General features: G+C 63.5%; 27 protein-coding genes. 12 read left to right on the top strand and 15 right to left on the bottom strand.

The window, feature by feature from the left end:
- Positions 1 to 11: 11 nt before the first annotated feature.
- From GNZ12_RS11965 to flgA, 5 genes are all read right to left on the bottom strand, one after another.
- Positions 12 to 422 (bottom strand): type II toxin-antitoxin system HicB family antitoxin, encoded by a 411-nt coding sequence (locus GNZ12_RS11965; protein ID WP_172310534.1) that lies wholly within the window; start codon positions 420 to 422, stop codon positions 12 to 14.
- On the bottom strand, positions 419 to 601 hold the full coding sequence (locus GNZ12_RS11960; RefSeq protein ID WP_172310533.1) for a type II toxin-antitoxin system HicA family toxin: 183 nt from the start codon (positions 599 to 601) through the stop codon (positions 419 to 421). The genes GNZ12_RS11965 and GNZ12_RS11960 overlap by 4 nt, the downstream gene beginning before the upstream one ends.
- Before the next feature lie 309 nt (positions 602 to 910).
- Positions 911 to 1,357: a flagella synthesis protein FlgN gene (locus GNZ12_RS11955; RefSeq protein WP_172310532.1), complete on the bottom strand. Its 447-nt coding sequence runs from the start codon at positions 1,355 to 1,357 to the stop codon at positions 911 to 913.
- Positions 1,358 to 1,451: 94 nt separating this feature from the next.
- Complete coding sequence (gene flgM, locus GNZ12_RS11950) at positions 1,452 to 1,808, bottom strand: flagellar biosynthesis anti-sigma factor FlgM (protein ID WP_172310531.1); 357 nt, start codon at positions 1,806 to 1,808, stop codon at positions 1,452 to 1,454.
- Between the two features lie 198 nt (positions 1,809 to 2,006).
- The gene (gene flgA, locus GNZ12_RS11945) at positions 2,007 to 3,455 is read right to left on the bottom strand and encodes a flagellar basal body P-ring formation chaperone FlgA (RefSeq protein WP_172310530.1); all 1,449 of its coding nucleotides are present in this window, start codon (positions 3,453 to 3,455) and stop codon (positions 2,007 to 2,009) included.
- Between the two features lie 227 nt (positions 3,456 to 3,682).
- Here flgA and flgB point away from each other — a divergent pair, with 227 nt between their 5' ends.
- From flgB to flgL, 12 genes are all read left to right on the top strand, one after another.
- On the top strand, positions 3,683 to 4,177 hold the full coding sequence (gene flgB, locus GNZ12_RS11940; RefSeq protein WP_172310529.1) for a flagellar basal body rod protein FlgB: 495 nt from the start codon (positions 3,683 to 3,685) through the stop codon (positions 4,175 to 4,177).
- A gap of 116 nt (positions 4,178 to 4,293) precedes the next feature.
- Positions 4,294 to 4,719, top strand: a complete 426-nt coding sequence (gene flgC / locus GNZ12_RS11935; RefSeq protein WP_074281879.1) for a flagellar basal body rod protein FlgC — start codon at positions 4,294 to 4,296, stop codon at positions 4,717 to 4,719.
- Between the two features lie 67 nt (positions 4,720 to 4,786).
- A complete protein-coding gene (locus GNZ12_RS11930; RefSeq protein ID WP_235993700.1) occupies positions 4,787 to 5,467 on the top strand; it encodes a flagellar hook assembly protein FlgD in 681 nt (226 codons plus the stop codon).
- Positions 5,468 to 5,510: 43 nt separating this feature from the next.
- Positions 5,511 to 7,052, top strand: a complete 1,542-nt coding sequence (locus GNZ12_RS11925; RefSeq protein ID WP_172310527.1) for a flagellar hook protein FlgE — start codon at positions 5,511 to 5,513, stop codon at positions 7,050 to 7,052.
- A gap of 19 nt (positions 7,053 to 7,071) precedes the next feature.
- Positions 7,072 to 7,830, top strand: coding sequence for a flagellar basal-body rod protein FlgF (gene flgF / locus GNZ12_RS11920; RefSeq protein ID WP_172310526.1), 759 nt, complete (start codon positions 7,072 to 7,074; stop codon positions 7,828 to 7,830).
- 108 nt (positions 7,831 to 7,938) lie between these two features.
- The gene (gene flgG / locus GNZ12_RS11915) at positions 7,939 to 8,727 is read left to right on the top strand and encodes a flagellar basal-body rod protein FlgG (protein ID WP_172310525.1); all 789 of its coding nucleotides are present in this window, start codon (positions 7,939 to 7,941) and stop codon (positions 8,725 to 8,727) included.
- Positions 8,728 to 8,845: 118 nt separating this feature from the next.
- The gene (flgH, locus tag GNZ12_RS11910) at positions 8,846 to 9,544 is read left to right on the top strand and encodes a flagellar basal body L-ring protein FlgH (protein WP_172310524.1); all 699 of its coding nucleotides are present in this window, start codon (positions 8,846 to 8,848) and stop codon (positions 9,542 to 9,544) included.
- A 2-nt stretch (positions 9,545 to 9,546) separates the two neighbouring features.
- Positions 9,547 to 10,734: a flagellar basal body P-ring protein FlgI gene (locus tag GNZ12_RS11905; protein WP_235993699.1), complete on the top strand. Its 1,188-nt coding sequence runs from the start codon at positions 9,547 to 9,549 to the stop codon at positions 10,732 to 10,734.
- A gap of 12 nt (positions 10,735 to 10,746) precedes the next feature.
- The gene (flgJ, locus tag GNZ12_RS11900) at positions 10,747 to 11,736 is read left to right on the top strand and encodes a flagellar assembly peptidoglycan hydrolase FlgJ (protein ID WP_172310523.1); all 990 of its coding nucleotides are present in this window, start codon (positions 10,747 to 10,749) and stop codon (positions 11,734 to 11,736) included.
- A 410-nt stretch (positions 11,737 to 12,146) separates the two neighbouring features.
- Positions 12,147 to 12,920, top strand: a complete 774-nt coding sequence (locus GNZ12_RS11895) for a flagellar brake protein (protein WP_172310522.1) — start codon at positions 12,147 to 12,149, stop codon at positions 12,918 to 12,920.
- A gap of 156 nt (positions 12,921 to 13,076) precedes the next feature.
- Positions 13,077 to 15,050 (top strand): flagellar hook-associated protein FlgK, encoded by a 1,974-nt coding sequence (gene flgK, locus GNZ12_RS11890; RefSeq protein ID WP_172310521.1) that lies wholly within the window; start codon positions 13,077 to 13,079, stop codon positions 15,048 to 15,050.
- Positions 15,051 to 15,060: 10 nt separating this feature from the next.
- Positions 15,061 to 16,281, top strand: coding sequence for a flagellar hook-associated protein FlgL (gene flgL / locus GNZ12_RS11885; protein WP_172310520.1), 1,221 nt, complete (start codon positions 15,061 to 15,063; stop codon positions 16,279 to 16,281).
- A gap of 123 nt (positions 16,282 to 16,404) precedes the next feature.
- On the opposite strand, the gene fliR is transcribed toward flgL, so the two are convergent.
- From fliR to fliI, 10 genes are all read right to left on the bottom strand, one after another.
- Complete coding sequence (gene fliR / locus GNZ12_RS11880) at positions 16,405 to 17,187, bottom strand: flagellar biosynthetic protein FliR (protein ID WP_172310519.1); 783 nt, start codon at positions 17,185 to 17,187, stop codon at positions 16,405 to 16,407.
- A gap of 33 nt (positions 17,188 to 17,220) precedes the next feature.
- Positions 17,221 to 17,490: a flagellar biosynthesis protein FliQ gene (gene fliQ, locus GNZ12_RS11875; RefSeq protein WP_028198519.1), complete on the bottom strand. Its 270-nt coding sequence runs from the start codon at positions 17,488 to 17,490 to the stop codon at positions 17,221 to 17,223.
- Positions 17,491 to 17,555: 65 nt separating this feature from the next.
- Positions 17,556 to 18,389 carry a flagellar type III secretion system pore protein FliP gene (gene fliP, locus GNZ12_RS11870; RefSeq protein ID WP_172310518.1) on the bottom strand — a complete coding sequence of 278 codons (834 nt, stop codon included), beginning with the start codon at positions 18,387 to 18,389 and terminating at the stop codon, positions 17,556 to 17,558.
- Positions 18,389 to 18,919: a flagellar biosynthetic protein FliO gene (fliO, locus tag GNZ12_RS11865; RefSeq protein ID WP_172310539.1), complete on the bottom strand. Its 531-nt coding sequence runs from the start codon at positions 18,917 to 18,919 to the stop codon at positions 18,389 to 18,391. Before fliO ends, fliP begins: the two co-directional genes overlap by 1 nt.
- Before the next feature lie 170 nt (positions 18,920 to 19,089).
- Positions 19,090 to 19,554, bottom strand: a complete 465-nt coding sequence (gene fliN, locus GNZ12_RS11860) for a flagellar motor switch protein FliN (protein WP_172310517.1) — start codon at positions 19,552 to 19,554, stop codon at positions 19,090 to 19,092.
- Positions 19,547 to 20,545 carry a flagellar motor switch protein FliM gene (gene fliM, locus GNZ12_RS11855; RefSeq protein WP_172310516.1) on the bottom strand — a complete coding sequence of 333 codons (999 nt, stop codon included), beginning with the start codon at positions 20,543 to 20,545 and terminating at the stop codon, positions 19,547 to 19,549. The genes fliN and fliM overlap by 8 nt, the downstream gene beginning before the upstream one ends.
- Before the next feature lie 62 nt (positions 20,546 to 20,607).
- Complete coding sequence (gene fliL, locus GNZ12_RS11850) at positions 20,608 to 21,114, bottom strand: flagellar basal body-associated protein FliL (RefSeq protein ID WP_172310515.1); 507 nt, start codon at positions 21,112 to 21,114, stop codon at positions 20,608 to 20,610.
- 996 nt (positions 21,115 to 22,110) lie between these two features.
- The gene (locus tag GNZ12_RS11845; protein WP_172310514.1) at positions 22,111 to 23,661 is read right to left on the bottom strand and encodes a flagellar hook-length control protein FliK; all 1,551 of its coding nucleotides are present in this window, start codon (positions 23,659 to 23,661) and stop codon (positions 22,111 to 22,113) included.
- 61 nt (positions 23,662 to 23,722) lie between these two features.
- The gene (fliJ, locus tag GNZ12_RS11840) at positions 23,723 to 24,172 is read right to left on the bottom strand and encodes a flagellar export protein FliJ (RefSeq protein ID WP_172310513.1); all 450 of its coding nucleotides are present in this window, start codon (positions 24,170 to 24,172) and stop codon (positions 23,723 to 23,725) included.
- Positions 24,173 to 24,174: 2 nt separating this feature from the next.
- Positions 24,175 to 25,671: flagellar protein export ATPase FliI (gene fliI / locus GNZ12_RS11835; RefSeq protein WP_172310512.1), on the bottom strand; the 1,497-nt coding region annotated here is incomplete at its 5' end.

The following is a 25,671-nucleotide window of genomic DNA, read 5'->3' as shown; positions in this document are numbered from 1 at the left end:
TCCGCCTGCCCTCACGCGTCCGCCATTTCATGCTCCGCGGCCAGCGCGAGAAACGCCGAACGCGACATGCCGCGCGCCGCTGCGTAAGCGTCGATATCCTGAACCAGCGCCTCTGGCAGCGAGATATTGATGCGCACCGCCTTCTTCAACGCCGGAATATTCCGCGTTGTCACAAAACCCCACGTGAAACCCGCGTAGTCCGGATTGCGCCGATGCGCGTCGAGCGTCAGCCGTTCGGGAATCGGCATGCCTTCGTCGAGCAGCGTGTCCAGATGCGCCTCGATCGCTTCCTTCGCGTTCGCATAGGCTTCTTCCAGCGAATCACCCGCCGAATGACAACCCGGAATGTCGGGGACGACCACGCCGAACGCATGGTGCGTGTCACCAGGCTCGATCGCGATCGGGAAAATCAGGTTCTTCATTTCAGGCCTGCCTGTTTCAAGATGCTGTTCAGTGTGCCGGGCGGAAGATCTTTCTTCGGATGCGGGATGGTCACGAGACCGGTTTTTACCGCGTGCCGGAAATGATGGTGGCTGCCCGATATGCGGATCAGCCGCCAACCATCCGCTTGAATCACTTTGACGACTTCGGCACTGTTCATATTGCACTCCTCGAAGCATACACACGATTACACAACCTCGCTAGTGGGTAACGCTTCACGTGGCTCGTCCGAGGCAGCGTCGAAAAGCTGCACGTGACGGCGGATAACCTCGGTGGGGGAACCCGTGATTTCAGCGTGGCGGAGGATTCCGCGCTACCTGGCCGGATGGCCAACGCGAGAGGGAGGAGGGCTTAGGCGCCCGGTGCGGAAGGGGAAATACAAAAGGGCTCGTCAAAGACGAGCCCTTTTTATCGAATGCAATCTACTTAGCTGGACCCGCGCGTGCAACGTGCCGGTCCAGCGAAATCTTCAAGCCGTCGGACGCGCGGGAATCCGGCCATCCGGTCCGTAAAAGCCGGCTTTCTGCGGGACGGCCACTTGCAGCGCCGTCAGGGCCCGCTGGTTGTAGTCCATCCGCACGCGGATCAGTTCACCGTTACTCGTATTGAAGCGCCGCGCCCGTTCGGCGGTCTTTTGCAGCAGCGACCATTGCTCGGCAATCCGCGCATCCGCGCTGGCCGCGAGCTCCATGCCAGGCCAGCCGGCCGGCAGACCCATCTCCGTAAGCAGCGTGTCGCGGGTGGTCTCGAGCCTGGCGAGTACGCCGATCAGTTCGGTTTTCTTCTCGACGATCGGCGGCAGCAGTTCCAGCGGCGACAAGGCGGTCAGTGCCTTGGTCTCGAGCGTCAGAATCGAGGCAAAAGCTTCGACGGCCGAATATTCTTCGATGAGGGTGGCAAGCAGGGCGTCTTTCATCTCAACAACTCGCTGAACACGACGGCCCGCGCATGATTCGCGAACCGGGTTTGTCGAATGCCGCCCGGCAATTCACCGTACTTCGATGCGTCGATTAGTTGCCGGTCGACGAGGTTTTGCTTTGCAACAGTTCGCGCGCGGTATTCAGCACGCCGTCGGCGATCTTGCTCGAATCGATCGTCAGCGAGCCGTCCTTGATGGCCGCTTTGATCGACTCGACATGCGCCGTGTCGATATCGGCCGAACCGGACGCCGCGAGGCTGCGCAGATGCTGCGACAGACCCGACAGGCTGACGCTGGCGTCGCCCGAACCGCTGCTGGTGGTGGTCTGCGAGGTGGTGCTCGCACTCTGCGCGTTGCTGTTCGCGTTCGTCGCGTCGCTTTGCTGCGAGCGGGACAAGGCGTCTTTCAACGTCGGCAGATTCGAATTGGTTGTGGAATCGACTTTCACGATTGGCTTCCTGAACGATTTGATTCTGATAACGGCAACCCGTGATCAAAACTTTAGCGCAATCGCTCCAGGCTTTACCTTTCCTTACAAGTCGATCCGGCCCCACGACCGGTTCGACACCCGCTCTGCCCGCCACATCGGCCATCGCGGTTGAAACCGCGTCGGCGCACAGACTGCCGGGCATGCCGCCGCGCCGCTTCACAGCTGAATCTCCACCGTCGAGCCATCCTTGACGATGCCGGAGATGATCTGGCCGTTAGCGGTCTTCACCCGGACCTGCTGGCCCGGCGAGGCGTTGTTCATCGCGCTGCCTTCAGCCGAAATCGCGAAACCCTCGCCGGCCGCCACAACCCGCACCGTTTGCCCGATTGACACCGACGACGCGCTTTTTAGCATGTCCCGGCGCAGCGGCATGCCGCCGGCGATGCGCACGAGCGACACCGAGCCGACTGCCTGCGACGGGTCCGTGACAATCGCCTGCGGCAAACCGGTCAGGTCGCCGTCGCGCGCAACGAGGTCGGCGGCGGTGAACACTTCGCCAGGCGCCATCGCGCGGGCGGCCAGATAGTAGGTGGCGCGCAGCGAAATGCGCGCTTGCAGATAGATGGTCCACGGCCGCTCACCGGCGCAGCGCACGCCGACGGTCATGCGGCCCCACAGGCGCGCACCGCTCGGCATGAAAGGTTCGAGCGTCGTGCAGGCCGCGAGGCCGCGCGGGAAGGCGGGCGCCACGGTGATATCGACCTTGCCGGGCAAGCCGGCCGATTGCTGTTGCAAGAAGGCGAGCGCGGCACTGCGAATCGCCTCGGCGTCCTGCTGGCCGGGCAGCGGCACGGGTTGCGCCACCGCTGCGGGTTGCAGATTCTGTTGCGCGACGGCCGGCGCCACCTGGCGCGTTGCTGGCGTGCGGGCGATGGTGGCGGGCGGGGTCGGCATCGGCGCGGGTGTCGCGGCCGCAGCCACCGTGGTCACGACAGGCTTGCCGTTCGCGCCCAATTGCGGCGGCTCACCGCGCGACGCAAGACTGTCGAAGGCGGCGGCCGACGCGCTCGTGGGCGCGCGGCTCGGTGCGCTATTGAGCACGCTTTCGATGCCCCTGCTGGACGCATTGGCAGCGACCGGCTGCACGCCAGTGGCTGGCCGCTCGGCGTTCTGCGGGGCGGGGATGGTCACGACGCCGTTCGCGTCGGGTTTGAAGTTGGTGCGGATCATTTGCGGCGCGGCAGGCGGTTCGCCCGCGCCCGGAATGACGATCGAGCCGCTCGCGTTGGCAGCGCGCGTGAACTGATCGGCGTCGCGCCCGACCGGGCCCGGCGTCAGCGACTGCGCGGTGGCAGCGGCCAACGTCGCCGCGGATCCCACGCGCCTCGCCGGCGCTGCCTGCATCTGCGCGGCCAGGTCGTTGAGGGCGGCCGGATTTTTTTCTCCTGGACCGGGAATCACGATCGGCCCGCCGGCGTCCTGAGCCTGCGCGGCGCCTGCCAGCAGCATCGCGCCGGCCGCGACGCACAGCGCTGAAACCAGCACCAGCCGTGTCGTCAGCCTTGCAAGAAGCGCAGCAGTCAGACGCACCGCGCAATCCGCACCCACGCGATGCGCCGCCGCGCGGCTCGCGCGGTGCGTCAGATCGAAGGTGGGCTGGTCCATCGTGATTCTCCATCGAATGCATCAGTACGCCTTGCATTCTAGTGAGCGCTCCCATTGCGCAAACGTTGAATAGAAGCCCCCTTTCCCGGTTATTCGTCCGATTGCCACTTGCGTTCGGCCCCTAAGATGCACTTCATGCAAAAAGGTCTTCCCGGCCGACGCAGTCCTCACGCGAGGCACAGCGAGGCACAAGCGGGAAGCCTCGGGAACCTTCTCCGGAGATTTCTATGCTGGACAAACTCGATGCCGAATTCGCCTTTGGCCGCCAGGCGCTCGATGTGCGTGCTTACCGGCAGGAACTGCTGTCGTCGAATATCGCCAACGCCGATACCCCTGGGTACAAGGCGCGCGACGTCGACTTCGCTTCGTCGCTGGCCGGCGCGCTGAAGAAGACCGATGGCGGCACGGGCACGGGCGCCTCGAACAACTCGACGCTCGCCATGACGCAACCCGCGGGGGTGACGAGCGGCATGTCGATGGTGTCGACCGCGCCGGGCCACATGGCTGGCAAGGCGACGCTGACGCCGACCGGCGGCACGCCTGACGACTACGGCAATCTGCAATACCGCATTCCGACGCAACCCGCGCTCGACGGCAACACGGTCGACATCGATACGGAACGGGTGCAGTTCGCGGACAACACGTTGCACTTCGAATCGGGCATGACGGTGCTGTCGAGCCAGATCAAAACGATGCTTTCGGCGATCACGTCGGGCTCGTAAATAACAGGCACCGCAAAGAGATACCGCAGTACGCAGGAACAATCGCTACGGGAATTAACTTGAGGCCGGGTCGAACCGTGCAACTTCGTTGCATGGGACCGGACAGGGAAGGAAACATGCCATCTTTGATGAATATTTTTGGTGTTGCAGGCTCCGCGATGTCAGCGCAGTCGCAGCGGCTCAACGTGACGGCGTCGAATCTCGCCAACGCGGACAGCACGACCGGTCCGGACGGCCAGCCGTACAAGGCCAAGCAGGTCGTATTCGCGGTTAGCCCGATCGGCGGCTCGCGCACGGCCTCCGGCCAGCAGATCGGCGGCGTGCAGGTCACCGGCGTGGTCGACGACCCGACGCCAATGAAGACCGCGTACGACCCCGGCAATCCGGCCGCCAATTCGGACGGTTACGTCACCCTGCCCAACGTCGACCCGGTGCAGGAGATGGTCAACATGATCTCGGCCTCGCGCTCGTACCAGGCCAACGTCGAGACCCTGAACACCGCCAAGACGCTGATGCTGAAAACGCTCACGATCGGAACCTGAGGAGCATTCCTTGACCACTACCATTGGCAACAACGGCCCGACCGTATCGCAAACGCTGCTCGATACGATGAACGGCACGAACAGCGCGAGCAGCAGCACCAAGAGCGCGAGCAGTGCCACCAGCTCGACCGGCAGCACCACGGGCACCTCGGCGACCGATCTGCAGAACACCTTCTTGCAACTGCTCGTCGCGCAGTTGAAGAACCAGGATCCGACCAATCCGATGGACAGCTCGCAGATGACTTCGCAGCTGGCCCAGATCAACACGGTGTCAGGCATCAGTCAACTGAACACGACGCTCACCTCGCTCGCCACGCAGATGTCGGCAGGCCAGCAGTCGCAAGCCGCGCTGCTGATCGGCTCGACCGTGCTCGCGCCGGGCAGCTCGGTGACGGTCGCGAGCGGCAAGGCCAGCTCGTTTGGCGTGCAGCTCGCCAACTCGGTGGGCGATCTGCAGGTGGTCGTGAAGAACTCGGCGGGTCAGATCGTCAACACGATCGACCTCGGCAAGCAGTCGGCCGGCACGATTCCGGTGGGCTGGACGCCGACCGACACGGCCGGCAACACACTGCCCGACGGCACCTACACGATCAGCGCGGTCGGCACGATCAACGGCCAGCAGGCTACGGCCACGACGCTCACAGGCGCGACGGTGCAAAGCGTCGTCTCGCAGAGCAACGGTACGCCGGGCCTCGTGCTGTCGAACGGCACGACCGTGGGGCTGACCGGCGTCGCCGCCATCCTCTGATTCAGATTCAGTTAGTTACGACTTTCCAGATACGGAGACCGTCATGGGTTACCAACAAGGTTTGAGTGGTTTGTCGGCAGCGTCGAGCGACCTCGACGTGATCGGCAACAACATCGCCAACGCGAATACGACCGGCTTCAAGAGCGGCGCCGCGCAGTTCGCGGACATGTACGCCAATTCGGTGGCGACCGCAGTGGGCAATCAGGTTGGTATCGGTACGAAGCTCGCCGAAGTGCAGCAGCAGTTCTCGCAGGGCACGATCACCAGCACCAACCAGGCGCTCGACGTCGCGATCAACGGCAACGGCTTCTTCCAGCTGTCGAATAACGGCTCGCTGGTTTACTCGCGCAACGGCGTGTTCCAGCTCGATAAGAACGGCTTCATCACCAATGCGCAAGGCCTGCAACTGATGGGCTACGCGGCGAACAGCTCGGGCATCATCAACACCGCGCAGACCGTGCCGCTCAGCGTGCCGACCGCGAACATCGCGCCGCAAGCCACCACCAAGATCGTCGCCGGTTTGAACCTGAACGCACAAGATCCGCTGATGCTCGGCACGCCGGTTGTGGCGGCCAACCCCGCCAACACCGGCTCGCTGACGACGCCCGGCGCGACCATCACGAATACCGCGTCGGGCACGAACAACGACAATTACACAGTCAACTTCACGAGCGCGACGACCTACACGGTCACTGACAACACGCTCGGCACGACCACCGCGCCCGCTACGTACACGGCAGGCACGGCGATCTCGCTCGGCAATGGCCAGACCGTTACGTTCAACGGCTTGCCGGCCGCCGCCGGTACGGACAGCTACACGATCAAGCCGACGCCCGTCGCGTTCAACCAGAACAGCTCGTCGACGTACAACTACTCGACCAGCACGACGGTCTACGACTCGCTCGGCGGCTCGCAGACGGTCAACATGTACTTCGCCAAGACCTCGGCGGGCACGTGGAACGTGTACGCGGGTACTTCCACCGGCACGGCGAACCTGGTCGGCCAGGCGAACTTCAATTCGTCGGGCACGCTGCTCGGCACAAGCCAGGTCGTGACGCCGGTGGCGAATCCGCCGACTTTCACCGCGACCACCACGCCGTACGTTTTCAACTTCAGCATCCCGACCACTGACGGCTCGTCGACGCCGCAGAACCTCACGCTGAACATCGGCGGTACGACGCAGTACGGCGGCAAGGACGGCGTGAACTCGCTGCAGCCCGACGGCTACGCAGCCGGCACGCTGACGAGCTTCACGATCGGTTCCGACGGCACGCTGACCGGCAACTATTCGAATCAGCAAACCGCGGCGCTCGGCCAGATCGTGCTCGCGAACTTCTCGAACCAGAACGGTCTCGTGAATCTCGGCAACAACGAGTTCCAGCAGACCTCCCAATCGGGCGTCGCGCAGATTTCGTCGCCGGGCTCGACCAACCACGGCGTGCTGCAAGGCGGTGCCCTGGAAAACTCGAACGTCGACCTGACGAGCGAACTGGTGAACCTGATCACCGCGCAACGCAACTATCAAGCGAACGCGCAGACGATCAAGACCCAGCAGACCGTCGACCAGACCCTGATCAACCTGTAAGCGACCGGGACTTCCCATCATGGATCGGCTGATCTACACCGCGATGTCGGGCAGCACACAAGCGCTCGAACAGCAGGCTATCGTTGCCAACAACCTGGCGAATGCCTCGACCACCGGCTTTCGCGCGCAGCTTGCGACTTTCCGCGCCGTGCCGATGGCGTTCGGCGACGGCAGCTCGATCAACGACAACACCACGCGCACCTTCGTGCTGTCGTCGACGCCGGGCGCCGACTATACGCGGGGGCCGATCCAGCAGACGGGCAACCCGCTCGACGTGGCGATTCAGGGGTCGGGCTGGTTGGCGGTGCAAACCGCTGACGGCAACGAGGCTTATACGCGCGCCGGCAATCTGCATATCGACGAGAACGGTCAACTGGTGAACGCCATGAACCAGACGGTGCTCGGCAACGGCGGCCCGGTATCGGTGCCGCCGGGTGCGGAAATCACCATCGGCAAGGACGGCACGATATCCGCGCTGACGCCGGGCGATCCGCCGACCGCGGTGGTGACCGTCGATCAACTGAAGCTGGTCAATCCGGATCCACAGACCATGACACGTGGCGACGACGGCCTCTTTCGCACCGCCGACGGCAACCCCGCCGATGCCGATCCGGCTGTCACGCTGGCGCCGGCTTCGCTCGAAGGCAGCAACGTGAATCCGGTGAGCGCGATGGTCTCGATGATCACCAACGCCCGCCAGTTCCAGATGCAGACCAAGCTGCTGGAAAACGCGGATAAGAACGATCAGTCCGCCAACCAGCTGCTCAGCTTTAGTTAACGGGATGGGACCGGACTAAGTGCTGAAGCACTAACTCCGGTCGACAGCCTTGCATGGGACCGGACTAAGTGCTGAAGCACTAACTCCGGTCGACATAGGAGAAGAAGAATGAATCGCTCACTCTACATCGCCGCTACCGGCATGAATGCGCAGCAGGCGCAGATGGACGTGATTTCGAACAACCTCGCCAACGTCAGCACCAACGGCTTCAAGGGCTCGCGCGCGGTGTTCGAGGATCTGCTGTACCAGACCATCCGCCAGCCGGGTGCGAACTCGACTCAGCAAACCGAACTGCCGTCCGGTATCCAGCTTGGCACCGGCGTGCAACAGGTCGCCACCGAGCGTCTGTACACGCAGGGCAACCTGCAGCAGACCGGCAACTCGAAAGACATCGCCATCAACGGCCAGGGCTTCTTCCAGGTGCAGATGCCCGACGGCACGACCGCTTACACCCGCGACGGTTCGTTCCAGACCAACGCACAGGGCCAGCTCGTGACGTCGAGCGGCTATCAGGTCATCCCGGCCATCACGATTCCGAACAACGCAACCTCGCTCACGATCGGCAGCGACGGCGTGGTGTCGATCACTGTCGCCGGCTCGACCAACAGCCAGCAACTCGGCTCGATGCAGGTCGCGACCTTCATCAACCCGGCCGGTCTGGATGCGAAGGGCGAAAACCTGTTCGCGGAAACCGCTTCGTCGGGCGCGCCGAACATCGCGCAACCGGGCCTGAACGGCGCCGGCACGCTGAATCAGGGTTACGTGGAAGCATCGAACGTGAACGTGGTGCAGGAACTGGTGAACATGATCCAGACGCAGCGCGCTTACGAAATCAACAGCAAGGCCGTGACGACCTCCGACCAGATGCTGCAGACCCTCAGCCAGATGCAGGTTTAAGGCTTAAGGGACTGGGAATTAAGAACGCCCCCGACCCTGTCGCTTTGCGCCAGGCCCCCCCGAGGGGGACAAGGAAACTTGGGGCGGCCCGGCGTTTTCTCGAAAGGCAGTAATCAAGATGTCGCACTTCACTCGTAATCCGGTTCATTCGCGCACCGCTCAGGCGCTCGTGCAGCTCACGCTGCTCGCGGCGATGGGCGGTTGCGGCCTCGTGCCGAAGCAGCCGATCACCCAGCAACCGATGACGGCCTTGCCGCCGATGCCGCCGCAGGCACAAACGCCGGGCTCGATCTACAACCCGGGTTACGCGGGCCGGCCGCTGTTCGAAGACCAGCGGCCGCGCAATGTCGGCGACATCCTGACCATCGTGATTCAGGAAAACGTCAACGCGACGAAATCGTCGGGCGCCAACGCGAATCGCACGGGCACCACCAATTTCAGCGTGCCGACGGCGGGCTTCCTGGGTGGACTGTTCGGCAAAACCAATCTGAGCGCGAACGGCGCGAACGTGTTCAACGGCACCGGTGGTGCGAACGCGTCGAACACCTTCAACGGCACGATCACCGTGACGGTGACGGGCGTGCTGCCGAACGGCAACCTGACGGTGAGCGGCGAAAAGCAGATGCTGATCAACCAGGGCAACGAATTCGTGCGTTTCTCCGGCGTCGTGAATCCGAACACGATTTCCAGTCTCAATGCCGTGTACTCGACCCAGGTGGCCGACGCCAAGATCGAATACTCCGCGAAGGGCTATCTCGACGAGGCCGAGAACATGGGCTGGCTGCAGCGCTTCTTCCTCAACGTGTCGCCGTGGTGATCATGCGTACCGTCTTCTCCCGTCCCGGCCGCTTCACGCGACTCGTCCACCTCGGCCGCGTCCTCGCCATCGTCGCGCTGGCTTGCGCGGCACTGCCGGCCGTCACCCCCGCTCACGCCGAGCGTCTGAAGGATCTTGTGCAGATCCAGGGCGTGCGCGACAACCCGCTGATCGGCTACGGCCTCGTCGTCGGTCTCGACGGTACGGGCGACCAGACCACGCAAACGCCATTCACCACGCAGACGCTCGCCAACATGCTGGCGAACCTCGGCATCTCGATCAACAACCAGGCGGCGGGCTCGAGCAACTCGCAGTCGTCGTTGTCGAATATCCAGTTGAAGAACGTCGCCGCGGTGATGGTGACGGCCGTGCTGCCGCCGTTCGCGCGTCCCGGCGAAGCGATCGACGTGACGGTATCGTCGCTCGGCAATTCGAAGAGCCTGCGCGGCGGCACGCTGCTGCTCACGCCGCTGAAGGGCGCGGACGGCCAGGTGTATGCGCTTGGCCAGGGCAACGTGGCAGTCGGCGGCGCTGGCGCGAGCGCGAACGGCAGCAAGGTGCAGGTGAACACACTCAATGCGGGCCGCGTCGCCGGCGGCGCGATCGTCGAACGCGCGGTGCCGACCTCGGTGTCGCAAGCGGGCACGATGCAGCTCGACCTGAACGAGATGGACTACGACACCACGCAGCGCGTGGTGGCAGCGGTGAACAACGCGTTCGGCAGCGGTACGGCCACGGCGCTCGACGGCCGCACGATTCAACTGCGCGCGCCGACCGATCCGGAGCAGCAGGTCGCCTTCATGGCGCAATTGCAGAACCTGGACGTCAAGCCGGCGCAAGCTGCCGCGAAGGTGATCCTGAATGCGCGCACCGGCTCGATCGTGATGAACCAGATGGTCACGCTGCAAAGCTGCGCGGTGGCGCACGGCAATCTGTCGGTGGTGATCAATACGCAGCCAGTGGTGAGCCAACCGGGTGCGTTCTCGAACGGCCAGACGGTGGTGGAGAAACAGTCGCAGATTCAGATGAAGCAGGACAACGGCGCACTGAAGATGGTGACCGCCGGCGCCAATCTTGCCGAAGTGGTGAAGGCGCTCAACGCACTCGGTGCGACGCCCGCGGATCTGATGTCGATCCTGCAGGCCATGAAAGCGGCGGGCGCTCTGCGCGCCGAGCTGGAAATCATCTAAGGAAGACACAGGATGAATTCGGATACGACCAATTCCGCCAATGCGGCGAACGACCTGACCCAGCGCTTCGCGCTCGACGTCCAAGGCTTCGGAAAATTGAGTGCGCAAGCCAAGGCTTCGCCGCAAGCCGGCATGAAGATGGCCGCTCAGCAGTTCGACGCGGTGTTCACGCAGATGATGCTGAAGAGCATGCGCGATGCGACGCCACAGGATGGTCCGTTCGATTCGCACGACAGCGCCACCTTCACGTCGATGATGGATCAGCAGTTGTCGCAACAGCTGTCGCAGAAGGGCATTGGCGTGGCTGACGCGATGCTCAAGCAGATGATGCGCAATCAGGGCATGCAGGTGGGCGGCGCGAATGGTGCAAGCGGCGGCCTCGCCGGTGCGCTGGGTGGCGGCAGCGGCGGCGACGAAGGCCAGAGCGCGGCGCTGAATGCGCTTGCGAGAGCCTACGGCAATGCGCAGGCCAACGGCCAACTGGCGATGGGCAAGGGCTACTCGGCCAACAGCGCGCTGACTCCGCCGATCAAAGGCGACGGCAGTTCGCCGAAGGTCGATGCCTTCGTCGACAAGTTGGCCGAGCCGGCGCAAGCCGCCAGCGCGGCAACCGGTATTCCGGCGCGCTTCATCATCGGCCAGGCCGCGCTCGAATCGGGCTGGGGCAAGAGCGAGATCAAGAAGTCGGACGGTTCGACCAGCCACAACGTGTTCGGCATCAAGGCGACCAAGGACTGGACCGGCAAGACCGTCTCGACGGTCACGACTGAATATGTGAACGGCAAACCGCAGCGCACCGTCGAAAAATTCCGTGCGTACGACTCGTACCAGGAAGCGATGACCGACTACGCGAGCCTGCTCAAGGGCAACCCGCGTTATGCGCAGGTGATCAATTCCGCGCATGACGTGAATGGCTTTGCCAACGGCATGCAGCGCGCGGGTTACGCGACCGATCCGCATTACGCGAAAAAACTGATGTCCATCATGCAGAAAATGGGCTGAGCTGCCGTTAATACAGGTACGCGGTCGTAGTCGACCGTGCGGTTGATCAGTTCATGCAGGGTGATTTTCTCGAATAAAGCCATGCACGCGACGGGGCCAGGTGCATAACAAGACGGATGAGGCCGGCCGCCTACGGGCGGCCGGTCGAACCGCGTGACCAGCTGATCGCCGCCAGTATTCGAAGCCGCCGGATTTCATCCGCGGTATATCGGTTTTAACGTTTGCGGCAAATATTTCATAACCGCCCCCTAAATTTTGGCTGGGCGCTGCCGCTAATCAGTTAGACCCGATACCGGAAAGCGTTGTAATGTCCGGTTGAATGCGCGTGCTGCGGCTTCGATGAAGACCGCGCGAAAGCCCCGGCAGGAGCCTTGGCACGCGCCCGCAAGAACAAGCATACCGGCAAGCCTATGGATACTACCCAGTCGCACGGCCAGACCGACGCACCCGGCCAGCCGCACGCCACCCTAGACGAAAGCGCACCCGATTTCGGCCGTCGCAATCCGCTGGAGATCGGCGTTCAGTTACGCAACCTCGTCAATCGAGGCGATTTCCTCACCGTTGAATACGCGGGCGGTCAGCTCGTGACGCGCCTGCTCGATGTCGACGTGCGCGGGCGCACCTTCACTTTCGATTGGGGCGCGCTCGCCGAGCAGAACAAAGGCTTATTGGGCGCGCCGCGCTGCCAGTTCCACGCGTCGCCTGACGGTGTGCGCGTCGAGTTCGTCACCGGCACGCCGCGCGAGACCCGCTACGAAGGACTGCCCGCATTCGAGTCCGACTTCCCTGAAGTGCTGTTCTATGTGCAGCGCCGCGAGTATTTCCGCGTCGATGCGCCGATTCTCGATCCGTATATGTGCAGCGGCCGTTTGCCCGAAGGCGACACGTTTCGCTTCGAAGTACACGATCTGTCGCTTGGCGGCGTCGGCATGCGCACCACGGATGAACGCGTGGCCGAATTGCCGATGGGCACGCGGCTGCAGGATTGCGAACTGTCGCTCGGCACGCTCGGCCGGCTTTCGCTTGATCTGCAACTGGTGTCGCACCGCTCCACCGCGTTGCCGAACGGCACGCAGCGCTACCAACTTGGCTTCCGTTTTCTGACGCTGCCGGGCAGCGCCGAAAACACGCTTCAACGCCTGATTACGCAACTCGAAATGAAGCGCCGTTCGCTGGTGCGCTGAGCGGTGCAGAAGCCTTGCGGCACGCGCCTCGCAAACGTTGAAACAAACGTCGAACAAGCATCGGAATGGCCCTCAATTTTTCCTCGTGAGGGCCGTTAAACAAGATGTTCAAGTAACGTGGCGGCAAGTGGTCGGTGTCGCCCTTCAGGATGACGCATGTCAGATCTCATCAGTATCGGCCTCAGCGGACTGAACGCTGCGCAGTGGGGACTCACGACGACCGGCCAGAACATCAGCAACGCGTCGACGCCCGGCTATACGATCGAAACCCCCGTTTATGCGGAAGCCGGCGGCCAGTACACCGGCTCGGGTTTTCTGCCGCAGGGTGTCTCGACCGTCACCGTGACGCGCCAGTACAGCCAGTACCTGACCACTGAGCTGAACAACGCCCAGAGCTCGGGCAGCTCGCTGACGGCGTACAACACGATGATCTCGCAACTGAACAATCTGGTCGGCAGCCCGACAGCCGGCATTGCAAGCGCGATCACCAGCTACTTCACCGGTTTGCAGAACGTCTCGAACAACGCCTCCAGCCTGTCCACCCGTCAGGGCGCGATAAGCGGCGCGCAGACGCTCGTGAACCAGATCAATGCCGCGGGTCAGCAATACGACGCGATGCGCCAGAGCGTCAACACGCAGCTCAGCAACACCGTTGCGCAAATCAACAGCTACACCCAACAGATCGCCCAGTTGAACGGGCAGATCTCCCAGGCCAGCACGCAAGGTCAGCCGCCGAACCAGCTGATGGATCAACGCGATCAAGCCGTGTCGAACCTGTCGCAACTGATCGGCGTGAACGTCGTGAACAGCAACGGCAGCTACAGCGTGTTCATGGCCAACGGCCAGCCGCTCGTGTCGTCCACCAATAGCTACAACCTGGGTACGGCGCCTTCCACAGGCGACACCAGCGAACTGTCGGTGCAGTATCTCGGCCAAGCCGGTGCGAACCCGGCCGCCGCGCCGCAAAACCTGCCCGACAGCAAGGTCACGGGTGGCACGCTGGGCGGCCTGCTGGCGTTCCGCAGCCAGACACTCGATCCGTCGGAAGCGCAACTCGGCGCGATTGCGGTGAGCTTTTCCGCCCAGGTCAACGCGCAGAACGGCCTCGGCATCACGCTCGCCGGCGCCCAAGGCGGCGCGCTGTTCTCAGTGGGTGGCCCGACCGTCTACGCGAACACGCAGAACACCGGTAACGCGTCGCTGAACGTCTCGTTCGCGAATCCCGCGCAGCCGACTACCGGCGATTACACGCTGTCCTACAACGGCAGCACCTACACGCTGACCGACAATTCGACCGGCAACGTGGTGGGTTCGGCGGCCAATCTGACCCAGCCGATCAACGGTCTAAATTTCTCGACCACCGGCACGATGAAAGCCGGCGACTCGTTCACGGTCGAACCGACCCGCGGCGCGCTGAACAGCTTCAACACGGCGACCACGGACCCGTCGGCGATTGCCGCCGCGGCACCGGTGCTCGGCGCTGCAACGCCGAGCAATACCGGCACCGGTACGATCACACAAGGCACCGTAACGGCCGGCTACACGATGCCGAATGCGACCACCACGCTGTCGTACAACGGCGCGGGTCTGTCCGGCTTCCCGGCCGGTTCGACGGTGACGGTAGCTGGCACGCCCCCTACCCCTTACCCGATCGCCAGTGCGGCGACCGTGGTGCCGTATTCGTCGGCCACGGGTGCGTCGCTGACGATCACCAACCCGACCTTGGGCCAGATGAACAACGTTTCGGTGACGATCAGCGGCGCACCGGCCGCGGGCGACACGTTCACCATCGGCCCGAACACCGGCGCGAGCAACGACGGCCGCAATGCGCTGGCGCTGTCGAACCTGTCCGCGGCGAAGGTATTGTCGGGCGGCACGGTCACGCTGACGGGCGCGTATGCGAACTACGTCAACCAGATCGGTAACCAGACCAACCAGATTCAGACCTCGAGCACGGCGCAGACCTCGCTGGTGACGCAGATCACCACCGCGCAGCAGTCGGTCTCGGGCGTGAACATCAACGAAGAAGCAGCCAACCTGCTTCAGTATCAGCAGCTCTATCAGGCGAACAGCAAGGTTATCCAGACCGCGCAGACCCTGTTCCAGACGCTACTCGGCATCTTCCAGTGAGGCGTTGAACATGCGTATCTCCAGCATGCAGTACTTCAACATGAACGTGGCGACGATGAGCGATCAGCAAGCTCAGTTGTCGCAGTTGTATCAACAGATCTCGACCGGCGTCAGCCTCTCCACGCCGTCGGACAATCCGCTCGGCGCGGCGCAGGCAGTGCTGTTGAGCTCGACGGCGACGAGCCTGTCGCAGTACACGACCAACCAGGGCGCAGCGCTCTCTTCGCTGCAACAGGAAGATTCAACGCTCGGCAGCGTCAATACAGTGCTGCAGAGCATTCATACGCTGGTGCTGAGCGCCGGCGACGGTTCGCTGAACAACGGCGACCGCGGCTCGATCGCAACGCAACTGCAGAGCTTGCGCAGCCAGTTGATGACGCTCGCCAATGCGACCGATCCGCAGGGCAACGCCTTGTTCGGCGGTTATCAAACCACCGCGACCCCGTACACCACCAACGCAGCCGGCGTTGTGAGCTATTCGGGCGATACCGGTACGCCTTCCATGCAGGTCACGTCGTCGCACACGATTCAGACCGGCGACAACGGTATCGCGATCTTCGGCAGCGTTGCAGCAATCGGCACCAGCTCGGTGCCGGCCGCGACGGCCGCCAATACCGGCACGGGCGTGATCAGCACCGTCAGCCTGACGAATCCGACCAATCCGGCCAATGCGGATACGTACCAGATCAACTTCACGTCGGCGACCACCTACACGGTGACCCAGACCCCGCCGAGCGGGGCGCCGACCACGAGCGCGCCGCAAGCGTTCACGGCCGGCTCGGCGATCACGCTTGGCGGCCAGACGGTGAACATCACTGGCGCGCCGAACGCGGGCGACAGCTTTTCCGTGACGCCGGCCACGCAAGGCAGCATGGATGTGTTCGCAAATCTGAGCCAGTTGATCACCACGTTGCAATCGCCGCTGTCTGGCGGCGCCTCGACGGCCACTTTCCAGAGCGCGCTGACCACCAGCATGACCCAGCTCGAAAACACGATGAACAACGTCGTGACCGCGCAGGCGGCGGTGGGTGGCCGTGAGCAGCAAGTGCAAGCGTTGCAGACCGTCACGCAGACCAACACGTTGCAGACGGCGAGCAACCTGGCAGATCTGACGCAGACCGACATGGCCAAGACGATCGGCCAGTACACGATGACGCAAAACGCGCTGCAAGCGGCGCAGCAGGCGTTCGTGAAGATTCAGAGCGTTTCGCTGTTCCAGTACCTGAACTGAGCGGCTACGTAGTCTGAAATGCAGAAGGGCGGAAGCCGGTGTGAGCCGGTTCCGCCCTTCTTTGTTTTAGGTGGCCGATGGGTGGCCAACGCGAAGCCAGTCGCCGCCCCGGGGCAGGCTGCGCTACTTGAAGCCGGCCGCCACGCGTCCCATCTGATCGATGCCAACATCGAACAGGCGCATGAAGAATGGAATCATGTTCGGGATCATCAGCTGCAGGAGCAGCATGCCGATCAGCATCGTCAGCGGAAAGCCGATCTGGAACACGCCGATTTGCGGCGCGGCGCGGTTCAGGATGCCGAGCGAGATGTTGGCGATCAGGAGCGCGACGACCACCGGCAGCGACAGCAGCAGCCCCGCCGAAAACACCGTGCTGCCGAAATTCGCCAGGGTGCGCCAGCCGGGCGCGCCGAGGATGTTCGCCGAGACCGGCACCGACTGGAACGTGGTCAGCAGCGCGCTGATCATCTGCAAATGGCCGTCGATCACCAGAAACACCAGCATCGCGATCGTGGTCATATAGCTCGACAGCACCTGGCTCGAACTGCTCGCCTGCGCGTCGAAGAACGTCGCGAAACCCAGGCCCATGCCCAGACCGACGAAATCACCTGTGGCGCCGATCGCCTGAAACACGATCTGCATCGTCATGCCGAGCGCGATGCCGATCAGGAACTGGTTGGCGATGATCCACACGCCTTCGGCGGAGAACACCGTGACTTGCGGCAGCGCACCGAGCGTGGGCGCGACGATGATCGTGATGAAGGCCGCGAGGCCGATCTTCACCCGCATCGGCAGCGCGCGGTTGCCAAGCACCGGCGCAGTCGCCACCAGCGCGAGAATTCGCACGAACGGCCACAGGAACGCCGTGAGCCAGGCGTTCAGTTGTGCGTAGGTGACGGAAAACATGACGGTGGAGAAGGGCGGAAGCCGGCGCCGCGCTCAGTTGACGAGCGACGGGATGTTGGTGAGCGTCTGGCGCAGATAGTCGAGCATGGTGGTCAACATCCACGGACCGGCGATCACCATCGTGATGGCGATGGCGAGCAACTTCGGAATGAATGACAGCGTGGTTTCGTTGATCTGCGTAGCGGCCTGGAACAGGCTCACTACCAGACCGACCACCAGCGCGACCAGCAGCAAGGGCGCGGCAAGCAGCAGGCCGACGTACATGGCCTGGTGCGCGAGCGTCATGACGGATTCTTGATTCATGGCGAGTCGACCGGAAGCGTGAGGGGTTGAGTGGCGCAGCTAGATGAGGCCGCTAAGCGACGCGGTTAAACAAAGCTCTGCGCGAGCGAGCCGAGCAGCAATTGCCAACCGTCGACCAGCACGAACAGCATCAGCTTGAACGGTAGCGAGATGGTGGCGGGCGACACCATCATCATCCCCATCGACATCAGCACGCTCGCCACCACCATGTCGATGATCAGGAACGGGATGAAAATCGTGAAGCCGATCTGGAAGCCCGTTTTCAGTTCGCTCGTCACGAACGACGGCACCAGCAGCGACAGCGGCACATCTTCCGGGCCTTGCATCGGCGCGGCGTGCGAGATGCGGGCGAACAATGCGAGATCGCTTTCGCGGGTCTGGCGCAGCATGAAGGTCTTGAACGGCGCGAGGCCGCGGTTGACGGCTGTCTCCATCGGCATCGAGCCTTCGGAGAACGGCTTGTAGCCGTCGTTATAGGCCTTGTCCAGCACTGGCGACATCACGAATAGCGTGAGGAACAGCGCGAGACCGACCAGCACCTGGTTAGGCGGCGTGGTGGTCGTGCCGAGCGCCTGGCGCAGCAACGACAACACGATGATGATGCGCGTGAAGCTCGTCATCATCAGCACCATCGCAGGCAGGAACGACAGCATCGTGAGCAGCAGCATCGTCTGCACGCTCAGCGAGTAGGTCGTGCCACCGTTCGGGCCCGGGCTCGTATTGAAGGCCGGCAAGCCGGCGGTTTGCGCGAACGACAGCGTCGGCAGTGCGAGCATCAGAGCCGGTAATACCACTGGCGCGACACGGCGCAGCACGGGAATGACTTTCGAGGCGGCAGAAGACATGCGAGTGGCGTGCGCGTGACGCACTGATTGCGCTGATTGAAGACTGAACTGCATTACCGATCCCCGCTGCCTTGCCCATTGAAACGTTTGCCCACTTCGCCTTTTAAAGCGTCGCGAAAGCGTTGGCCGAAGGTGCCGGGCAATGCTGCGCCGGTACCGGATGCGCCTGGTGTGGCGGGTTGCGTGCCTGCGGCCGGATCGACTGCGGCCGAACCGGCGGGCATCGTGTGCAGCAGACGCACATTGCCCGGCGCCGTGCCGAGCACGAGCCACGTATCGCCGATCTCGACCACCGCGACCCGCTCCTTGCCGCCGAGCGAGGCACCGCCAATCGTCTTTACGAGGCCGCCGCGATGGGCGGGTTGCAAGCCGAAGCGGCGCGCGAGCCATGCACAGGCGAACACCAGACCGATCACGACCAGCAGGCCGACAATGGTTTGCAACACCGCGCCGACGCCAAGCGCCGGAACGGCCGTGCCGGCACCGACACCCGACGCGATTTTCGCGGCGTTGTTGACCGCGTTCATGTCGGCTGCGTGCGCGGCCGATGGTGCGAATGTCGCCACGGAGGCCAGTGCGGCCATCAGCGCCGACGTAGTCGCTGTCGCTGTCGTTGCCGCGGTCGTCGCGAGGCCAGTGCGATGGAGATCATGGCGCGACGCATGTGACGCATGTGACGCATGTGACGCATGTGACGCATGTGACTGAGGCGAACCCTGCGGCATACGCAACGCGGCGCGACCGGCAACACGGTTCATCGATTCAACTTCCGGATGCGTTCGGACGGCGTGATGATGTCGGTCAGACGGATACCGAACTTGTCGTTGACGACCACCACTTCGCCCTGGGCGATCAGGCAGCCGTTGACCAGCACGTCCATCGGTTCACCGGCCATGCCGTCCAGTTCCACGACCGAACCTTGCGCGAGTTGCAGCAGGTTGCGGATCGCGATCTTGGTGCGGCCGAGTTCGACGGTCATCTGGACGGGAATGTCCAGGATCATGTCGATGTCATTACGCGTCGAGGTCGACTCGACCTTCGAGAGCGGCTGGAACACGCCTGCCGTGGTTGCGCTGACTTCCGTGTTGTCGTTCTGCTCGGCCAGCGCGCTGGCCCAGTCGGCCATCGCCGCGTCGTCTTCGGCGCTGGCTGCGTCGGCGGCCAGTTGCGGCGCGCCAGCGGCCAGTTCGGCCTCAGTCTTTGCGTTCAGGTCACTCATATCCACCTTCCTTCATCGTGTCGGCTGCGCTGATCATTTTCTGGACCCGCAACGCGTACTGACCATTGAAAATTCCGTAGCCGCACTCCATCACCGGCACGCCATCGACTTTCGCCGTGATGTGTTCGGGGATGTTGATCGGCAGAACATCGCCACGGCGCATGTTCAGGATCTGTTCGAACGTGACCGGCACCTGTGCAAGGTCGGCGGTCAGTTCCACTTCTGCTGCCTGCACCTGTTGCGACAGCACGCGGACCCAGCGGCGGTCGACTTCGAGCGCCTCGCCCTGGATCGGCGACGAGAGAATGTCTCGGATCGGCTCGATCATCGAATACGGCATGCAGATGTGCAGCGTGCCGCCCGTCGTGCCGAACTCGATCGAGAACTGCGTGACGATGACGATTTCGTTCGGCGTCGCCACGTTGGCGAACTGCGTGTGCATTTCCGAGCGTACGAATTCGAACTGCAGCGGGCGCACGCTTTTCCACGACGCCGCGTAGTGCTCGAACGTGAGATTGAGCAGCTTCATGATGATGCGCTGCTCGGTTGCCGTGAAATCGCGGCCTTCGACGCGGGTATGGAAACGCCCGTCGCCGCCGAACAGGTTGTCGACCACGAAGAACACCAGATTCGGGTCGAACACGAACAGCGATGTGCCGCGCAACGGCTTCACATGGACCAGGTTCAGGTTGGTCGGGATCGGCAGGTTGCGGGTGAACTCGCTGTACTTCACCACCTTCACTGGACCGACGGAGATTTCCGCCGAACGCCGCATGAAGTTGAAGATACCGACGCGCAACAGGCGCGCGAAGCGGTCGTTGATGATTTCGAGGCCGGGCATCCGGCCGCGGACGATGCGTTCCTGCGTCGCGATGTTGTACGGGCGTACGCCCGCACGATCGGTCTGCTCGGCGACCGAGTCGGACTCGCCGGTGACGCCCTTGAGGAGGGCATCGACCTCCTCCTGGGACATGAACTCTTCGTGGCCCATTCCTTATTCCTCGTGCGTCCGGCGGTTAATGATGGCGGCGGTGAATGACGTCACTGAGAACGTCACTGCACGACGAATTCGGTGAACAGCACGTCCTGGACGTGGATCGGCGGCGCGCCTTTATCGGTCGGCTGTTCGATCAATGTCTGGAGTTCGGTGGCCAGCGCGCGTTTGCCTTCGAGCGGCGCGAGGTCTTCCGGATGTTTGTTCGACAGGGCGAGGAGGATGCGGCTGCGCACTTCCGGCATATGGTCGGAGAGTTCCTGCTGGGTTTTCGGGTCGTTGAGCTTGAGGGTCAGGCCGATACGCAGGAAGTGTTGCTGACCGTCGTCCGATTGCAGGTTGACCGTCATCGATTCGAGCGGGAAGAACAGCGGCACGGCCAGTGGCGCCGGCGCACTGGCCGTGGCCGCTGAGGCGGGGGCCGGGCTACGCTGGGACATGTAGAACCACACACCCGCGCCGGCGGCGCCTGCGGCGATGAGCGCGATGACGACGATCAGGATGATGCGCTTCAAGGGGCCCGGCGAGGCGGGCGCGGCTTGCTGGTTTGCGGTCGTGGTTGCCATGAGGTTTGCTTTGCTTGCCTTTAGTGCTGGTGAGGGTGATTGTTGTTTATTTGCCTGCGGCGCGATGGGTCGAAAAGAAGGGTTATTGAGGGCTATCTCTGGTTTTTGCCCGTTTGGGCGGGGGGCGCCTGACGGCGCGGCGTTTGGGGTTTTTGCCTGCGCGGCGCTCGTTGTTTGTCTGCTTGCCTGCTTGCCTGCGGCGTTGGCCTTTCCTTGATTTCTTATTGGTCTATTAGCGTTGCCCCTGTGCGGGGCGGCACTTACTTTCTTTGCCGCCGCAAAGAAAGATAAGCAAAGAAAGCGGCTCAAAACCGCTAATTCTTAAGCGGGTCCCCCGCACAGCCACGGTAGTGGTGCATCTGGAATCCGTGCCCTCGCACATTCGGCCCTGGTGACAAAGCAGTCATACTTCCGGCGGCGCTGCGCGCGCCGACGTGTACTTCACCAAACCATCCGGTCGTTTTCGCGCCCGCCGTCAACTACTCGGCACAGTAGGCCACCGTCCCGTCGCGAACGCGCTACGAGGCACCGCACTTCGTTTGAAGCCCAGGCTCGTATCACCGCGTATCCGTGCCTCTCACGGCCAGATAATTGGGCGCTGCGCCGAAGCATAGCTCCCCGCTTCAAAAGAAGCCCTCGGTTTCCCAGGCAGACCCATCCGCGACGCACGTAGTGCGGAGTGGGAGCTGATGACTCCTTTGTCACTGACGCCGAATGTGCGGGGGCACGGATTCCAGATGCACCACTACCCCCTCCAAGCCAGGGGACCCGCTTATGAGCTAGCGGTTTGAGCCGCTTTCTTTGCTTATCTTTCTTTGCGGCGGCAAAGAAAGTAAGTGCCGCCCCGCACAGGGGCAACGCTAATAATCCAATAAGAATTCAAGGAGAGGCCAACACCATAAAAACACAGAGAAAAGCGCCACGCGGGCAAAAAACAAGCAAACCCCACCGCCGTAGGCAAACAGACAAACAAGCACCGCGAAGGCAAAAAAACCACTAAGCAAACGTATCGACCAACCCCACACTGCGCCGCACGGCAACATTAGCGACGACGGAGTCAGAACCAGAACCAGTGCCACCGGCAAAAGACCCTGCAGCCCCGCTGCCCCCGCCACCTGATTGCCTAGAACCCGCACTCTGCTGCTGCCCGCCCTGCCGGGCAAACCCATCGCTAACACTAGCGCTCCCAAGCCCAATCCCATTGGACTCCATCGCCTCGCGAAGCTTCGGCAACGCTGCCTCGACAGCCTCCCGCACCTGCTGGTGCTGCGAAACAAACAACGCATGTGCATGGTTATCGGCAACCTGCAACACAACCTGTAGGGGCCCCAAATCCTTCGGATTCAAAGTCAGCTCGGCGCTCTGCGTATGCGCATTCGACAAAAACACCACCTTCTGACTCAACGCATCTTCCCAATCCGTCGTGCCCACCGGCGGCGACAACGCATTCGCCGCTTCCGCCGCACCCGCGTTCCCCGTCGTTTGCACAGCCGCCGTCGTACTCGCGGCGCCCGCCGCAGCCTGGCCGGCTGCCAGCGCCGCCGTCGCGGCATCGGCCGCGCTCTTGAAGGACGCCAGATCGTCAGCCTGCACACCACCAGCAGCCGTCGCAGTCAACGCGTCAGCCACAGCTTTCGCTGACGCCGATGGATCCGCCACCGTCGTGGCCGCCGCCGTCAACGCGGCCTTGCCCGCGCCCGATCCCTTGCCGTCGCCAAACAAGCCGGCCGCAAGCGTCTTGCCGTCCGTCGTTCCCTGGAGTCCGTTGCTCGCGCCAGCACCCAAACCGCCCGCCGTCGTTGCTGCGTTCGCCGCCGTGCTCGCCAGGGCCTGCGCCGGAACCACGCCCTGGCCGCTCGCCAACGCGGCCAGCGCCGCCTGCAAGGCGTCCTGCACCGACTTCGAATCGGTCGCGCCAGTTTTTTTGCCCGGGGTGCCGCCCGTCGTGGTGTCGGTGCCCGTGCCGGGCGGCGTGGTCGAGGCGTCGGTCAGCGCCGTGGCAGGATCGGCGGTCGCCGGGTCGGTGGCGCTGTTCGCGTTGGCTTGAGCTAGAGCCTGCGCTTGCGCCTGAGCAGCGGCCGCTGCTGCTGCTGCTGTGCCCGCACTGGTCTGCGTGGTCGTGTTGCCGGACTTCGGCGGTGTCGCGTTGGTGTTGCCGGTCGAGGCCTGCTGTGTGTTGGACGACGAAGCGGACGACGAGCCGGATGAGGGCGCGCTCGTCGAGTTGCTGTTGTCCGCGTTGCTGCTCGCGGTGTTCGAGCTCTTCGTCGAAGGATCAGGCGGCGGCGGTGCGTCGTGTACGCTCGACGACGATGAAGCCGACGAAGAGGAGGACGCCGAAGACGAAGAGGAGGGCGACGACGATGCAGAGGACGGCGAAGCCGGCGGTTTGTTCGCACTCTGCGCGGCCGCGTTGTTCTGCAGGTCGATGCTCTGCTGCAGCGTTTGCGAGAACGGCTTGGTGTTTGCCGCAGCGGCCATGGCCGCGCTGGTGGCGGTGCTGCTGGCAGAGCCGAGCAGCGAGCCGATCTGTGAAAGAAGCGACATTGGGAATCCTGTCAATCTGTCAAACGGGGTGTTCGGTCAACCGAGGCGGTGTTCGGGCGGGTCAGGCGCCCTCGGCGCGCATCCTCAGAATGCGCGCGGCGTGTTCGTCGGAGTCGCGCTGGTCGCGCCGTGCCATGGTTTTCGCCTCGGCCGCTTCGCCACGCGCCCGCAGCACTTCATATGAACCGAGCTTCTGCTTCTGGCGCTGCCAGTCGGGCTTGGCAGCCTCGACGCGTGCATTGGCGGTCACCAGCAGGTTGCGCTGCTGTTCGATGGCGGCATCGAGCGTATCGATGAATGCCTGAAAATTGCGCATGTTGCCGGCGGGCATGCCCGTCTGGGCGGTCGCGGTGAAGCGCGCGTGATATTCGTCGCGGTACTGAATCAGCGAGTCGAGCTGCGACTGCACGTCGTTGCGCTCGCGCTGCGCGCGGCCCAGACGTTGTGCGGCGGCGTCGACGTCGTCCTGGGCGAGGCCAATGAGGGTCTTGATCGGAAAGTGATTCGCCATCGTCAGCCTCCTTGGGCGAACAGAGCGTCCAGCATGTCGAGACTCGGTTCAAAGTTCGCGCACTCGCGAAAACCTTGCTGCAAAAACGCTTCCATCCGCGGATACAGCGCAATCGCACGGTCGAGCAACGGGTCGCGCCCGCTCGAATAGGCGCCGACGTTGATCAGATCGCGGTTGCGCTGATAGCGCGACAGCATCTGCTTGAACATACGCGTCTTCTCGAGATGGTTATCGTCGATCAGCGCGGTCATTGCCCGGCTAATCGAGGCTTCGATGTCGATCGCCGGATAGTGGCCGGCCTCGGCGAGCGAGCGCGACAGCACGATATGGCCGTCGAGAATCGCCCGCGCGGAGTCGGCGATCGGGTCCTGCTGGTCATCGCCTTCGGTCAGCACGGTGTAGAACGCGGTGATCGAACCGCCGCCCGCCGGGCCGTTGCCGGTCCGCTCGACGAGTGCCGGCAGTTTGGCGAACACCGAAGGCGGATAGCCCTTGGTGGCGGGCGGCTCGCCCACCGCCAGCGCGATTTCGCGCTGTGCCATCGCGTAACGGGTCAGCGAATCCATCAGCAACAGCACGTGCTTGCCCTGATCGCGGAAATATTCGGCGAGCGAGGTCGAGTACGATGCGGCCTGCATCCGCAAGAGCGGGGAGACGTCGGCCGGTGCGGCGATAACGACGGAGCGGGCGAGGCCTTCCTCGCCGAGAATCTGTTCGATGAATTCCTTCACTTCGCGGCCGCGTTCGCCGATCAGGCCGATCACGATCACCTCGGCGCTGGTGTAACGCGCCATCGTACCGAGCAGCACCGATTTGCCGACGCCCGAACCGGCGAACAGGCCCATGCGCTGGCCACGGCCCACGGTCAGGAGTGCGTTGATCGCGCGCACGCCGACGTCGAGCACCTTGTGAATCGGCTCGCGGTTCAGCGGGTTGATGACCGGTGACGACAGCGGCGCATCGGCATGCGCACCGAGCGGGCCAAGGCCGTCGAGCGGACGGCCGGACGCGTCCAGCACACGGCCGAGCAATTCCCAGCCGACCGGCAGGCGTTTCGCCCCCGCCATGGGATCGGCGATGGGCGCGCTTTCAAGCGGATAAACGCGCGCGCCAGGCAGGAGGCCGATCACTTCGGTCGTCGGCATCAGAAACAGTTTGTCGCCGGAGAAGCCGACCACTTCGGCTTCGGCCATCGCCAGCGAACTACCGAATGGCAGTTCGATCATCACTTCGGCGCCCACCGACAGGCGCAGGCCGACCGCTTCGAGCACAAGCCCGGCAGCGCGCGTCAAGGGTCCGCAAGCACGCATCGGCTTGGCGATCGCATTGCGCGCGCGCAGCGCGTCGAGGCGGCCGCGCCAGGCTTGCATGTGCGGGTTGCTGTCGAGTGCGGGATCGTACGGGGCGGGGGCGGGAAGGGTTGAAGCGGGGCTCGAAGCGGCATTTGAAGCGCCGGATTCTCGGCTCGCCGCCGCGCGCGTCGTTGGATGGCCATGAGC

The sequence above is a fragment of the Paraburkholderia solitsugae genome, from assembly GCF_013177695.1.
Lineage (GTDB): Bacteria > Pseudomonadota > Gammaproteobacteria > Burkholderiales > Burkholderiaceae > Paraburkholderia > Paraburkholderia solitsugae.
The sequence above is the reverse complement of the archived record's forward strand: the minus strand, read 5'-3'. Positions and strand labels throughout refer to the sequence as shown.